The 14712-nt window shown below is 26.1% G+C and carries 16 protein-coding genes; 13 read left to right on the forward strand and 3 right to left on the reverse strand.

Features of this window, described 5'->3' with window-relative positions; genetic code table 11:
- The first annotated feature begins 257 nt into the window (after window positions 1–257).
- From abc-f to Q0Y03_RS09770, 6 genes are all read left to right on the forward strand, one after another.
- Window positions 258–1892, forward strand: coding sequence for a ribosomal protection-like ABC-F family protein (gene abc-f, locus Q0Y03_RS09750; protein WP_297713633.1), 1635 nt, complete (start codon window positions 258–260; stop codon window positions 1890–1892).
- Between the two features lie 148 nt (window positions 1893–2040).
- Window positions 2041–2193: a hypothetical protein gene (locus Q0Y03_RS09755; RefSeq protein WP_297713634.1), complete on the forward strand. Its 153-nt coding sequence runs from the start codon at window positions 2041–2043 to the stop codon at window positions 2191–2193.
- Window positions 2194–2198: 5 nt separating this feature from the next.
- Entirely contained in the window at window positions 2199–2471 is a 273-nt protein-coding gene (locus Q0Y03_RS09760) for a hypothetical protein (protein WP_297713635.1), read from the forward strand.
- A 165-nt stretch (window positions 2472–2636) separates the two neighbouring features.
- On the forward strand, window positions 2637–3467 hold the full coding sequence (locus Q0Y03_RS09765) for a deoxyribonuclease IV (protein ID WP_297713636.1): 831 nt from the start codon (window positions 2637–2639) through the stop codon (window positions 3465–3467).
- Between the two features lie 93 nt (window positions 3468–3560).
- Window positions 3561–3749 carry a DUF6062 family protein gene (locus tag Q0Y03_RS15560; protein ID WP_363318735.1) on the forward strand — a complete coding sequence of 63 codons (189 nt, stop codon included), beginning with the start codon at window positions 3561–3563 and terminating at the stop codon, window positions 3747–3749.
- Between the two features lie 21 nt (window positions 3750–3770).
- On the forward strand, window positions 3771–4172 hold the full coding sequence (locus Q0Y03_RS09770; protein WP_297713637.1) for a hypothetical protein: 402 nt from the start codon (window positions 3771–3773) through the stop codon (window positions 4170–4172).
- Between the two features lie 91 nt (window positions 4173–4263).
- On the opposite strand, the gene Q0Y03_RS09775 is transcribed toward Q0Y03_RS09770, so the two are convergent.
- On the reverse strand, window positions 4264–5085 hold the full coding sequence (locus Q0Y03_RS09775) for a tyrosine-type recombinase/integrase (RefSeq protein ID WP_297713638.1): 822 nt from the start codon (window positions 5083–5085) through the stop codon (window positions 4264–4266).
- Between the two features lie 300 nt (window positions 5086–5385).
- Here Q0Y03_RS09775 and Q0Y03_RS09780 point away from each other — a divergent pair, with 300 nt between their 5' ends.
- Entirely contained in the window at window positions 5386–6399 is a 1014-nt protein-coding gene (locus Q0Y03_RS09780) for a hypothetical protein (protein WP_297713639.1), read from the forward strand.
- A 29-nt stretch (window positions 6400–6428) separates the two neighbouring features.
- On the opposite strand, the gene Q0Y03_RS09785 is transcribed toward Q0Y03_RS09780, so the two are convergent.
- Entirely contained in the window at window positions 6429–6860 is a 432-nt protein-coding gene (locus Q0Y03_RS09785) for a hypothetical protein (protein ID WP_297713640.1), read from the reverse strand.
- Between the two features lie 136 nt (window positions 6861–6996).
- On the opposite strand from Q0Y03_RS09785, the gene Q0Y03_RS09790 reads away from it, so the two are divergent.
- Window positions 6997–7611 (forward strand): hypothetical protein, encoded by a 615-nt coding sequence (locus Q0Y03_RS09790; RefSeq protein ID WP_297713641.1) that lies wholly within the window; start codon window positions 6997–6999, stop codon window positions 7609–7611.
- A gap of 25 nt (window positions 7612–7636) precedes the next feature.
- Here Q0Y03_RS09790 and Q0Y03_RS09795 read toward each other — a convergent pair whose 3' ends face one another.
- Complete coding sequence (locus Q0Y03_RS09795; protein WP_297713642.1) at window positions 7637–8026, reverse strand: PadR family transcriptional regulator; 390 nt, start codon at window positions 8024–8026, stop codon at window positions 7637–7639.
- 526 nt (window positions 8027–8552) lie between these two features.
- On the opposite strand from Q0Y03_RS09795, the gene Q0Y03_RS09800 reads away from it, so the two are divergent.
- From Q0Y03_RS09800 to pgsA, 5 genes are all read left to right on the forward strand, one after another.
- Window positions 8553–9236, forward strand: a complete 684-nt coding sequence (locus Q0Y03_RS09800) for a hypothetical protein (protein WP_297713643.1) — start codon at window positions 8553–8555, stop codon at window positions 9234–9236.
- 48 nt (window positions 9237–9284) lie between these two features.
- Complete coding sequence (locus Q0Y03_RS09805; protein WP_297713644.1) at window positions 9285–10055, forward strand: ATP-dependent Clp protease proteolytic subunit; 771 nt, start codon at window positions 9285–9287, stop codon at window positions 10053–10055.
- 124 nt (window positions 10056–10179) lie between these two features.
- On the forward strand, window positions 10180–12561 hold the full coding sequence (locus Q0Y03_RS09810; RefSeq protein WP_297713645.1) for a DNA translocase FtsK: 2382 nt from the start codon (window positions 10180–10182) through the stop codon (window positions 12559–12561).
- Between the two features lie 73 nt (window positions 12562–12634).
- Window positions 12635–13972, forward strand: coding sequence for a 30S ribosomal protein S12 methylthiotransferase RimO (gene rimO, locus Q0Y03_RS09815; protein WP_297713647.1), 1338 nt, complete (start codon window positions 12635–12637; stop codon window positions 13970–13972).
- The gene (gene pgsA, locus Q0Y03_RS09820) at window positions 13956–14543 is read left to right on the forward strand and encodes a CDP-diacylglycerol--glycerol-3-phosphate 3-phosphatidyltransferase (RefSeq protein ID WP_297713648.1); all 588 of its coding nucleotides are present in this window, start codon (window positions 13956–13958) and stop codon (window positions 14541–14543) included. Before rimO ends, pgsA begins: the two co-directional genes overlap by 17 nt.
- Window positions 14544–14712: the final 169 nt, after the last annotated feature.

The following is a 14712-nucleotide window of genomic DNA, read 5'->3' on the forward strand; positions in this document are numbered from 1 at the left end:
GTATAGTAGAAATGAGAATGTAATCATCTTTAAAAATTAAAACAACCAAATAAAAAATTTAACCTTAAAAAGGTTTATTTGTGTTGTGTAAGTTTTAGAGAGTGATTACTAAGTGATACTATAACTTAACTGAATTATTAAATAAAATAAGTCTATATTATTATAGGTTTATTACTGATGGATTAAAAATCAATTTTAATAATGAAAATATAGTTTTGGTTCGTAATTATCTCTCTAGTAACAGGAGGGATTTTTTTATGCAATTAATTAAAATAAATAAATTAAAAAAGTATTATGGAGATAGATTGATTTTAGATATTGATAAATTAGAAATATCTGATGGAGATAAAATAGGACTTGTGGGGATAAATGGTTCTGGAAAAACTACATTGTTAAATATAATTTGTGGTAAAGAAAGTTATGAGAAAGGTAATGTTTTTCTAGATGCTAATTATTCATATATTAATCAATTAGATGAAGAGATTCATATTGAAGAGAGTAAAATATCAAAAGAATTAAATTTACCAAATGAATATAAGAGTTTTTTTAGTGGTGGAGAAAAGGTTAAAGCTAGAGTTGCAAAGGCATTAAATAATAGTAGTAGAATTATTATTGCTGATGAGCCAACCTCTAATCTTGATGTTCAATCTATTAAATATATAGAAGAGAAATTTATAAGATTTAATGGAGCAATATTATTAGTCTCTCATGATAGAGGTTTTTTAGATAATATTTGTAATAAAATAATTGAGATAGATAAATCTAAAGTTACTATATTTAATGGTAATTATAGTAGTTATATTAAACAAAAAGAAGAGAGGGTTAATAGAGAAAATTTTGAATATAATCAATATATAAAACAGAAAAGAAGATTAGAGGAATCTATAGTAACAAAAACATCTTTGAGGGATGGAATGAAAAAGACACCTAAGAGATTTGGTAATTCTGAAGCTAGGCTTCATAAAATGGGAAATCAGAGTGCTAAAAAGAATATGGATAACTCAATAAAAGCTATAAAAACAAGAATTGAAAAATTGGAAGAAAAAGAAAAACCTAAAGAAAAAGCAGTGATAAAAATTGATATTTCAGAAGGAAATGAATTTTATTCAAATTATCCTATTGAAATAAAAGATATTAATATTTCATTCAATAATAAGATAATTTTAAAAAATGCTAGCTTTAAGCTTAAGAAAAATATAAGAGTAGCTTTAATTGGAGAAAATGGTTGTGGAAAAACTACTTTATTAAAATCAATAATGGATAAGAATGAAAGTATAAAGATAGCTAATAGAGTTAAGATAGGATATTTTCAACAAGATTTAATGATTTTAAATGAAGATAAAAGTATTTTAGATAATATTTTAGAAAGTAGTTCTGAAAATGAAACTTTTATAAGGATAGTTTTGAGTAGATTTTTATTTAGAGAAAGTGATGTATATAAGAGAGTTTCTGTTTTAAGCGGAGGAGAAAAAGTAAGAGTAGCTCTTTGTAAGATACTTTTAAGTGATAATAATTTGTTGATTTTAGATGAGCCTACTAATTATCTTGATATTCAGTCAATGGAAGCATTAGAAGAAGCTTTAAAAAATAGTAATAAGACTATGATTATCGTATCTCATGATAGAAGATTTATTGCTAATGTATGTAATGAAATATTATGTTTTGAAGATAACACATTAAAATACTATCCTTATGAGTATGATCAATGGATCAAGAGGATTGAAGAACCTAAAAGTAGCAAAGAGGAAAGAAGCAATAATGAAAAAAAGATAGTTTTACAAAATAGGCTTTCAGAAGTTATTTCACTAATTTCAATTGAGTGTAATGATGATAAAAAATTAGAATATGAAAAACAGTATTGTGAACTTCTAAGTGAATTGAGATTATTATAATTAAATATAATTACAACTTGATGTATTATATCATTATTTACTATGATATAATACATCAAATTATTTGTGTAATATTTTATTAGTATACATAATAAAATATATTATACTAAATTATAAAATTAGAATCTCATTAAAGGGGTGGGGATTTATGGGGAATAGAACAGAAACTATAATTTTAAAATTATCAAGAAATGATGAGAGAAGAATTAGAGATAAAGCTATAAAAGATAATAAAAGTATAACTGAATATATAAAACAGATATGTATATATAATCCTTGGATTGAAAACTATGAGGAATAAGAAATATGGACTTTATAAGCGTTAGTATATTACATAAGTTATTTATTGTTATTTATAGTTTTATAATAATTTATGGATTTTATTTTGATATTAAAGAGAAAAATAAAATTGAAAAAAGAATAAAAGAAAAAATATATGATCAATATAAAACAGAAATATTATTAGAAATAGATGAAGATGAAAAATACATGCTAAGGAATTTAGCTTATGATTATGGATATAATTCAATAGAAGAGTTTATGATTGTAATATTAAATGAAGAAATAAGATGGGAATAAGTTATTTAATAATAATTATTATCTATTGATAGCATTCTAATATTGTAGTATATTTAGATTACGGAAACATTTTACTCATATGAAATCATAGTTGTAATTTGAATTTACTAAATTAAAAATTTAAAATTTCATTTAGTATAAATATATAATATTGGAGGTTTACAAATGTTAAACATAGGATGTCACCTATCTACTACGAAAGGATTTAAAAATATGGGAAAGGAAGCTTTATCTATTGGAGCTAATACTTTTCAATTTTTTACTCGTAATCCTAGAGGTGGAAAGGCTAAAGATATAGATGAAAAAGATATTAATGATCTTTTAGAAATAATGAAAGAAAATAATTTTGTAAAAATACTAGCACATGCTCCATATACTTTAAATGGATGCTCGGCAGATGAAAATACAAGAAAATTTGCTACTGAAATGATGGCAGATGATTTAATTAGAATGGAATATCTACCTAATAACTTATATAATTTCCATCCAGGTAGTCATGTTAAACAAGGTGTTGACGTTGGAATAGATTATATTGTAGAAATGTTAAATACAGTATTAAAACCTGATCAAACAACTACTGTTTTACTTGAAACAATGGCTGGAAAAGGTACAGAAATAGGAAGAAGTTTTGAAGAAATAGCACAAATTATTGAAAGAGTAGAGTTAAAGGATCATTTAGGTGTATGTTTAGATACATGTCATGTTTATGATGCTGGATATGATATAGTAAATGATTTAGATAATGTTCTAGAAGAGTTTGATAGAATAATAGGATTAGATAGATTAAAGGCTATACATTTAAATGATAGTAAAAATCCTTTTAAGAGTCATAAAGATAGACATGAAAAAATTGGTGAAGGAACATTAGGTCTTGAAGGAATAAGTAGAATAATTAATCATCCAAAGCTTAGACATTTACCATTTTTCTTAGAAACTCCTAATGAATTAGATGGATATAAAAATGAAATAGAGTTATTAAAAGGACAATATAAATAAAATAAGATAAGATAAATGAAAGTATTTTTATAAGTGCCAGCTTAGGTAAATAAGAAATGCTTTCATTTTTTATAATATACATATATAATAAAGGTGAGAGGTGAGTCAATATCTTATAAACTTAGATATAATCCAGTTTTGTTTATAATTATAAAAATTAGCAAGGTTTATTTATGTGATATAATTAAAAAATTTGATTATAGATATAGTAGTGAACCTTGGTATAACTCTAAAGATTCTATATATAGGGCAAGGGAAATATTAAGAAGAGGTAATATTTAAATATGTTTTAGGGGGGGTTATATGTTTAAATTAAATTTAAAAGATGAAGATATTTTAATGAAAATAATAGTTAAAAAAATAGCAACTAAAAAAGATGTTGTTACTAATTTTGTAGGTAATCTTTTGACTGCTGCAGGGGGAGATGTTGCAGATACAGTGTACTTAATATTAACTAAAGATATTCTTTATTTAGAATATAAAGGACATGCAAGTCTTGGATATGCTGAAGAAACAAGAAATATTGAAAAGATATTGTTGGATGATTTAAAAGAGTTTTCGGTAAGATCTAATAAAAATGAAGAACTAATAGAAATAAATACTGATAAAAAGCACTTTTTATTTATTAGAGATAATATAAAAGGAAATGATTTGGCTTTTGCTATGTCTAAAGTAATAAAGGATATTAAATATCAAGAAAATTAATTAGAGGTTAATGAGAGAGAGTAGATAGATTTGTGTAAAAAAACAAATCTATCTACTCTCTTCATATAATTATAAAATTGCTCCCTCTGTTTTATAAGGCATAAGAGAAATCTATTTTATTACTCATTTCTTTTAACTTCTTCATACTTACACCTAAATATCTCATAGTTGTTTTTATATCGGAGTGATTTAATACATGTCTAACTAATTCTATATCATGTCCTGATTCTTCATATAGTGTATGAGCAAAAAGCTTTCTAAATGAATGAGTACCAATATTTTTATAACCTAAATAGTCAGTGATTATCTTTAATTGTTGTTGCATATTTCTTACTTTATTGGGATAAATGTAATCATCTTTATCTAGATTATTATTAACTGCATATTCTAATAATTTATTATACATTGTATCATTTAAATCTCTATTTTGCCATTTACCAGTTTTTATCTCCTTAATAGCAAATTTACTTCTATTAAAATCTGAAACCTTTAAATTAACTATATCTGAAGCTCTAAATCCTAATGTTGCTTGAAGTGCTAATGCAAAAGCTAACGATGGATTTGGCCTAAACTTTTTTTCTCTCCCTGTATTTTTATCTAAATAAGTAAAACCTTCCTTACATAGTTTTATTATAGTTTCATATTCTTCCACCTCTAAGGGTCTTGTTGCTTTATAATTCTTTTTTTTACCCTCTTCTTTTATATTTTCATCATTTTTATATAATTTTTTATTTTTTAAAATTTCTCCATCTGTTTTTTGAGCTGTTTTTTTAGAAATATTATTTGCTCCCTCTGTTTTGATAAGATTTTCTTTAGATTTTTCGGTAAACCCATTATTTTTTTCATATGCTTTCATTTGTTTATAAAATTCGTAGAATTTCATCATATCTATCATTTCATCATTTAAATTCATTTAAAATTTCCTTTCGTGTATAAATGGATTTTGACTCAAAATAAAACTGCGTATTTTATATTTTTAAACTGCGTGTTTTGTATTTTCATAAATTAATTATATCAGTAAAACGGCTTAAAATCAAGGGTTTTATAAAAAACTGCGCACATTCGGGAATGTGCGCAGTTTTTTTATAAAATAATATTGCTATTTTTTTATAGAATTCGAACTTTTTATATGTTATAATTATAGCAAAAGTTAACTAAAGTTAACTTAGTTGACTTTAGTTAACTAAGTTGAAGTGAAGGAGGATTTAAGAGTATGAAAAATAATGACAAAATTAATGAAAATCAAGAAATAATGATTGAAAATAGTAGTAAAAAAGATTTAGAGAATGAAGTGAATTCTTTTGATTTTACTAAGGAAGATAAAGATAAGATAGAAACTAAGGGATTAAAGCTAAAAAAATCTACAAAAGAAAGATTAAATTCACTTCAAGCAAGTTTTGATGATGCAGAAAGTATGGTAGTAGCATTGTTAAATCAATATGAGGTTTTTAAAGTTGAAAGTAACGATAAATTTGCAGATAGAAAAGGTGAAATTGACAGATTTAATTTTCTTATGGAGTCTATAAAGGGGTGTTTTGTTAACTCTTTAGATATGGCTGCATATATAGAAGATAAATGTATAGAAAAAATGAAAGGTGAAATAAAGAAAAAGGATAGAGTTATAGCTTTATTACAAGAGGAAAACAGTTCTTTAAGCAAAAAGATAAAAGAAAATGAAATAGAATTTAAAAATAAAGGTAGGGAATTGGAAGAAACTAAAGAAAGTTTCACTAGAGTTAACTTAGCGTTAACTACTGTTGAAAAAGAGTTAAATGAAAAGTCTAAAGTTATTGAAAATCTACAATTACATATAGCATCACTTTCTGATATATCTAAAGAGGAGAAAGTAGTTAAGGAAGAGAATAGTGAACTAAGAGAAAAGATAAAATTATTAGAGTTACAGTTATCTGAGTCTAAAATAGAGTTTCAAAAATTTGAATATCTAAAGAGCGATAATGAAAGATATATTTCTGAAATTGCAGAGCTAAGAAAGGAAAAGTATGAATATAAAGTATATAGCACTGAGTTGAATAATAAAATACAAGATATTTTACTAGAAAAATCAGATGAAATAACGAGAATTAATAATGAAAAGAATAAAGCATTAAGGGAATGTGAAGAAAAAAATGCTAAAGAGTTAAGGGAGGCAAATAATATTATTAGTAAATTAAAAGATGAGCTATATGAATTGAAGTTAACTTTTAATCAATCTATAAATACAAAATAAATTTAATAAAAAAACGCTAGGGGTGAATCCTAGCGTTTTCTATTAACTATACTAGATAGACGTAGTTCGCCATTATCTAAAACTCTTATGAACCATTTAAAATTTGAACTATTTAAATTATTTTCAAGGTTTATTATGGTTTTTTCAGACAATATTGGGATTAAGATAATATCATTTACTTTATTTTGAGTGTTTATAAAAATAGAACCTTCATAATCTGTAAAGTAAGAACAAAGAGAGTTTAAATCAAGTGTTATTGTATTTGGGAATTCTTTTATGAATGGGCAAATAAATTCCTCTCTATTTTTAGTGTTTTTAATAATTATCATTGAAAAGTTTAAGTTTTCATAATCGTTAGGTGAAAAGTATAGGATTAATTTATTATTGCTTTTAATACATTTTTCTAACAAAATCCTTTTTATATATGATGAGTTGGTGTAATTATTCATTGCAAATGACAATATAATCTCTCCTATAAATTTATTATTAATAAATATATTATGCAAAAGTTTAAAAATAGATATAAAGTTATAAAAATAATATTTTATGTGATAATGATAATACTAATATTAATACTATAAGTGAGGAGTGAGTTTTTTGCCTATTGCACTTGTTACTGCTTTAATATCAGCTGGAGGATTAATATTAGGTTCGGTAATTGGAGCTATTTGTAGTTGGTTTATAAGTAAATTTTCACTAAATGAGCAAAAAAGAATCCAACAAGAAAATTTAAATTACCAACAGCAGTGTAGATGCGAAGAAAAATATATTAATGCAAATATTATTAGACTAGATTTTTGTAATGCGATTTATCAAAGTATAAGATATTTGCAGACGGAGGAAAAGTATAGTTTTTATAGTTCTATACCTATTTATAAAGAGTATCATAAAATAGTTGCATCTTTATGTGATGAGTATTCTTTAAGAGAATTAAGTTATATATACCAATTATACGGTGTTTTAGAAGAGTGTTCTAAAATGGTGGAATTCTATTTAAAAAGTAATTCATTAGATAATATTGCTATAAGAAATTCTTATAAAATGGTATTGGAGAAGATTTATGGTGATAATTATCTTAAGATTTTATCTAAAAATATTGATGATATTAGTTATAAAGAATTATATAGCGATTGTTTAATGAAGGAGGGGTATAGAAATATCCTTAGATCTTTAGATGAAATTTGTAATATAGGAGGTGAAATAAAAAGATGATGAATATAACTCATCATCTTTTGCTTTAATTTAACATTTCAATCATTAAATCTAAAGTATTTTTAGTTTTTTTCAAGTTATCTATGTAATCTGCTATATGATGTTTATAATAATAAACGCCTTCGTCTGTAATAGAATAAATTTTTTTGCTTCGTTTATTTAAAAAATCATCACCTGTCCACTTACTTATTACATAGCCCTTGCTTTCAAGATCGTATAAGGTTTCATAAATTGTACTTGATGATACTGGAAAAGGTAAATTTGAATTTTGAAATACATCTTTAAATGCCTCTAATACTTTATTACCAAATATAACTTCTCCTTTTGATAATTCCTTTAATATATAAAATGAATATAACATTTTTGTGTTTACAACATTTCTAGGTGCTATAAGTCTATTTCTATTGGTATTCATACATGTATCACTCCTTAGATTACCATATATGATTATAATAACAAAAAAAATAAATGATGTCTAATTATAAAGAATTATATTTAGATTAGGGAACATAAAAAAGTAAAATTGAATACTATATATTAAAGTACCAATGATAGGAGATGGGAAACATGTCAAAGAAGTGTTGTAGAAGAAACAATTGCTGCCGAAACAATTGTTGCTGTACTTGTTGTAATCCTTGCAATTTTAATAATTGCGGTTGTGGAGGTTTTAATAATTGCGGTGGCTGTGGAGGTTTCGGTAATTGTGGTGGTTTTGGTAATTGCGGCGGCTTCGGCAATTGCGGTGGCTTTGGTAATTGCGGCGGTGGCTGGGCTTGGTGGATAATTTTATTATTATTCTTCGGTGGCGGTTGCTGGTAATTTATAGCTTAGTGTACCAAAAAGTGTATCAAATTTTTGGTGCACTTTTTTAATTAATTATAAATTTATTTATATGATTATGGGAAAACTATTTTAGAAAGAAACTCTAGAGGTGTTGTTAGATGCGAAAAAATATATTTATATTTAGCTTAATATTAGTTATGCTAATATCTTTGAATTGTAATATGGCATATGCAGAACCCGATGAAAGTGCAGAACAAAACGAAAAAACAGAAAATGAGCCATACAAAACTTTAGAAGAGTTAAAAAGGGAATTGAAAGAGGAAAGGAGGCAAATAGATCAACAAAGATTAGAAGAAATTAGAAAGAAAGAACAGGAGAAGAGAGAAGGATTGGGTGAATCTGAAAATCAAGAAAAGGAAAACTTAGAAAAGAATGATGCAAATGAAAAGAAAAAAAGTGAGAGTAAAGAAAATGAATATATACCATCATTAATAGTAAGATTGAGAGGTAAACATTCAACTAAGTATTTATGCTCATATCATTTTATTATAGAAGATGGGAATACGGAAAGTGAACTTGATAAAACTAATTTTGATGATTACCAAACACTTTTAAAGAAACCTTCTTTGAAAGTTAGAACTGGAGAAGTAATAAATTTTGAATTTAGTGAGAAACCTATTAAAGTTAAAGCTTATATTTGGGATGATGAAATTAAAGAATTGGAAATGAAAAGAGGTACCATAAAAGTTCCACAATTAGATAAAAAAATAGTAGTTGGAGTTGAAGGTACATATAAAAATGGAAAAATACTTTATGCTATTGTTCTAGATGTTAGAGGCTAATGTTTATTATAAAGTATATTAAATATTACAAATGGAGGAAGAAATGACATGAATAAAGAAACTTATGAAAAAAATATTTATAAAGAGTTAAAATGTGATAGTATAAATGAAGATGAAAAGGTAGAGAGTAATGAAGATGAAAAATTAAAAAAGGAACAAGCAAAGGTTTCTGAAATAAAGGAACTCGGAACTAATAATATGACAGGACCTGATCAAAGTATTCAGATTTTACCGATAATTGGCCAAATTGAAGGTCATGTAGTTTTACCACCACAAACTAAAGCTACAAAATATGAACATATAATACCGCAATTAATTTCTATGGAGCAAAATGATAAGATAAAGGGAATATTAATTATATTAAATACAGTAGGTGGAGATGTTGAAGCAGGATTAGCTATTGCGGAAATGATATGTTCTTTATCAAAACCAACAGTTTCTATTGTAATTGGTGGAGGACATTCTATAGGAGTTCCTCTAGCAACTTCGGCAGATTATTCATTTATTACTCCATCGGCAACTATGATAGTTCATCCTGTTAGAATGAACGGGTTTGTAATTGGAGTAGCACAAACATTTCATTATTTTAAGAAGATGCAAGAGCGCATAAATAACTTTATTGTTAGAACATCTAAAATAGATAAGGATGAATTAGAAAGAATGATGTTGAAATCAGATGAGTTATTAAATGATATGGGAACTATTTTAATTGGAGATCAGGCAGTAGAGTGTGGATTAATAGATAATGTTGGTGGAATAAAAGATGCCCTAGATAAATTAGATGAGCTTATAAGAAATGATCAAGAGAAAGAAAAATAAGGCAAAATAAAAAGAAATTCCAATTAAGGAGTTTCTTTTTTATTTGAAATATGTTTAAAATATTTATAAGCTATAATATAATAAAGTTTGCTAAAAATGATGTTTTTTATATAGAGGTGATTTGATGGGAACAGGGAGTAAAAAAAGAAATACAAAAAAGAAAGGCAGTGAATCTGTTGAGAAAAAAGGTGATGTTAAAGCAGTATTGTATATAGCCATAGGAATACTATTGGCATTTTCCACTTATACAGATTTAGCAGGAGTTTTATCAGTAATATCTAGAAAAACAATGTATAGTATGTTTGGAGTTATAGTATACCTTATACCCCTATATCTTGTTTATTTTGGGATAGATACAATAAGATCTAAGGGAACAATAAAATATTCTAGAAGATTTTTTAGTGTTACAGTACTTGCTATAGTTGTATGGTTGTTTTGTAGCACTATGTCAATTCAATTTATGAGTGGATCTGCATATAATAATGAAGGTTTTTTAGAACTGATTAAAAAATTGAATTTTTCAAATAATTATTCTCTTCATGGTGGATTTTTGGGTTTTCTAATTACATATCCATTATCAAAGTTAATAGGATATATAGGAAGTTATATATTATATAGTACTTTATTTTTAATAGGTATGATATTATTAATGGATATAACTTTATATGATATATATGTAAAAATCAAAAAGATGATAGCTGGGTTTATAGGAGTTGGTTTCTCTAAAAGTGACGTTAAAATAGAGAATATTAGAAAGAAGAGAGAAAAAAGTGTTAATAATGATACTATTGAAGTTATAGTACCTGATGGAAAAAATGAAAAAGATGAATTTATTAAGGGGATAAATAATAAAATACAAATTCTTGATTTTATGAGAAATTCAGAGTTGCAGGATGTAAATCCTCTTCAAAACTTTAATTTAGATGACACTGAAGACTATACTAAAAATAGCACTGTTGATAGTGAAATTAATACTTTGAAAAAGAATAGTAAAAATTTATCTCATGAAGATAAAGATGTTGTAAGTAAGGAGATAGAACACTCAATAAATGAAATAGGTGAAACTACAAAGAAAGATTACTTATTTCCTAGTATGGATTTATTAAATATAAATTCTAAACTAAAATTAAAGAATGAAGATAAAAAAGATTTAATTGAAAATGCAAATAAATTAGAAGAAACTCTTTCTAACTTTGGAGTAGAAGCTAAAGTAGTACAAGTTACTAAAGGCCCTTCTGTTACTAGATTTGAATTACAACCAAGTCCAGGAGTTAAAGTATCTAAAATAGTTAACTTGCAAGATGATATTGCTTTAGGCTTGGCGGCAAATGGGGTTAGAATGGAAGCACCTATTCCAGGAAAAGCAGCTATTGGTATTGAAGTGCCTAATAAAAAGCAGTCTCCTGTATTTTTAAGAGAAGTTCTTGATTCTAAAGAGTTCACAAATACTAATAAAAATTTAGCTTTTGCTTTAGGAAAAGATATTACAGGAAAATGTGTAGTTGGTGATTTAAGTAAAATGCCACATATGTTAATAGCAGGGGCTACTGGATCAGGAAAGTCTGTTTGTATAAATTCACTTATAATAAGTTTATTATATAAGTATTCTCCAGAACAAGTAAAACTTCTTATGGTAGATCCTAAAGTTGTAGAATTAAGTGTTTATAATGGAATACCTCATTTGTTAATTCCAGTTGTAACAGACCCTAAAAAAGCTGCAGGAGCTCTTAATTGGGCGGTTAATGAGATGAACAAGCGATATAATTTATTCTCTCAAATGAAGGTAAAAAATATAGAATCATATAATAAGCTTTTTGACAAAGGTGAAATACAAGAAAAATTACCTTATATAGTAGTAATTGTAGATGAACTTTCAGATTTAATGATGGCATGTCCAAATGATGTAGAAGATTATATTTGTAGATTAGCGCAAATGGCTAGAGCTGCAGGTATGCACTTAATTATAGCAACACAAAGACCATCTGTAGATGTAATAACAGGTGTTATAAAGGCTAATATTCCTTCTAGAGTTTCTTTTGCTGTTTCATCTGGAACAGATTCAAGAACTATATTAGATCAAGTTGGAGCGGAAAAACTTCTTGGTAGAGGGGATATGCTTTACTATCCTATAGGAGAAAATAAACCAGTTAGAGTTCAAGGTGCATTTATTTCTGAAGAAGAAGTTGAAAATGTAGTTGAATTTATAAAACAATCTGATGAAGATATAGATTATTCAGAAGATATATTAAATCATATAAATAATGAAGTTATTACTGAAGCTGTAATAACAAATGAGGGTGATGAGTTATTAGAAGAGGCTATAAAAATAGTTGTTGAATACCAACAAGCTTCAACGTCTTTTATACAAAGGAAATTGAGAGTTGGGTTTAATAGAGCATCTAGAATAATGGATGAATTAGAAGAACGTGGCGTTATCTCTGAAAAGGATGGAAGTAAACCAAGGCAAGTATTAATTGAAAAAGAGGATATATATGATAACCAATAGTATAAAATACTTGTAAATATAAGATAGTTAAATTACAATAAATATTATTATTTGAACTTAGGAGGAAGTTATTTTGGAAAAGTATAAAGTTGGAATGGTCAGTTTGGGCTGTGATAAAAATAGAGTTGATTCAGAATTAATATTAGGATCTATAAATAAACATTATGAGATAACTAATGATGCAAAGGAAGCAGATATAATTATTGTTAATACATGTGGATTCATAGAAAGTGCTAAACAGGAATCTATTGATACAATTTTAGAGATGGCAGAATATAAAAATAAATATAAATGTAAAATGTTAATTGCTACAGGATGTTTAACTCAAAGATATGGAGATGAGTTATTAGATTTAATTCCTGAAATAGATATATTAATGGGTGTTAATGATTATATGAAATTACACAGATTAATATTAGACTTTATAAAAGATCAGAAAAGAATTTCATCAGCAACATATAGTGATGAAGGAATTAACGAAGGAATTAGATTGTTAACAACTAAGCAACATACGGCATATGTTAGAATTGCTGAAGGATGTAATAATTTCTGTACTTATTGTATAATACCTAAAATTAGAGGGAAGTTTAGAAGTAGATTAGAAAAAAATATTTTAGATGAAGTAAAAATGTTAGTTAATAATGGTGTTAAGGAAATAATTTTAATTGCTCAGGATTTAACTGATTATGGAGTAGATATTTATGGCAAAAGAATGCTTCATGATTTAATATCTAAAATATCTAAAATAGAAGGTGTTGAATGGATAAGATTATTATATTGTTATCCAGAGGAAATTACAGATGAATTAATTGAAGAAATTGCAAAAAATGAAAAAGTTGTTAAATATCTAGATTTACCAATTCAACATATAAGTAGTAGTGTTTTAAAGAAAATGGGTAGAAGAACTGATAAGGAAGCTATTATTAGTAAAATTGACACTTTAAGAAGTAAGGTTCCAGGGATTGCTTTAAGAACCTCTTTGATTGTTGGATTCCCTGGTGAAACAGATGAAGATTTTGAAGAACTAGAAAAGTTCTTAGAAGATTATAAGCTTGAAAATGTTGGGGTGTTTGCATATTCACAAGAGGAAGATACTCCAGCGGCAAAAATGGATTATCAAGTTGATGAAGAGGTTAAGTTACAACGTCAAAACAGACTTATGGCGGTTCAAAGAAATTTAGTTAAAACCCAAAATAAATTGAAAATAGGAAATATTTATGATACTATTATAGATGGAAATAATGGAGAATATTACATTGGAAGAAGCTACGAGATGGCTCCTGAGATTGATGGTCTTATTTATATAAAGAAAGAAAAATCATTAAATTTAGGTGATATAGTAAAAGTTAAGATTCATGATGTTATGGAGTACGATTTAATGGGAGAGGTTTTAGATGAATTTAGCAAATAAATTGACAATGATCAGAATATTTTTAGTGCCTGTCTTCTTAGTTTTTATAACTGTAAAAGAAATTCCATATGGATCAATAATAGCAACTGTGGTATTTATTATAGCATCAATAACTGATCAATTAGATGGACATATAGCTAGAAGTAGAAATCAAATAACTAATTTTGGTAAATTTATGGATCCACTAGCGGATAAGTTACTAGTAACAGCTGCATTAGTTTCCTTAGTTGAACTTAAATTAGTAGCAGGTTGGGCTGTAGTTGTGATTCTAGCAAGAGAATTTGCGGTATCAGGATTAAGAACACTAGCAGCATCAGATGGTATAGTTATTGCAGCTAGTTGGTGGGGAAAAATTAAAACAGTGACACAAATGATTGCTATATTGTTATTGTTATTAAAGGTAAATATAAATACATCAGCAAATGCAATAAACTTTATAAAAAATAACAGCTTTTTAAATAGTTTCTTTACTTACGTACCAGAAACTATAATGTTTATAGCTGTGTTAATAACAATAATTTCAGGAATTGATTATTTTGTAAAAAATAAGCATGTAATTTCTATGAAATAGAAGTTTAAAAATAGTTTAAATGGATATAATTTTTAAAGAAAGGTTCCTTCTATGTTTTTATAGTAGGAACTTTTAATATAGCAAAAATATAATAAATGTTGACTATAAATCAAATATAAATTATAATTTAATTATAGTAGAACAAATGTTCATGAAAGGGTGGTTATTT

Origin of the sequence: Clostridium sp., assembly GCF_026168755.1 — a bacterium.
Lineage (GTDB): Bacteria > Bacillota > Clostridia > Clostridiales > Clostridiaceae > Clostridium.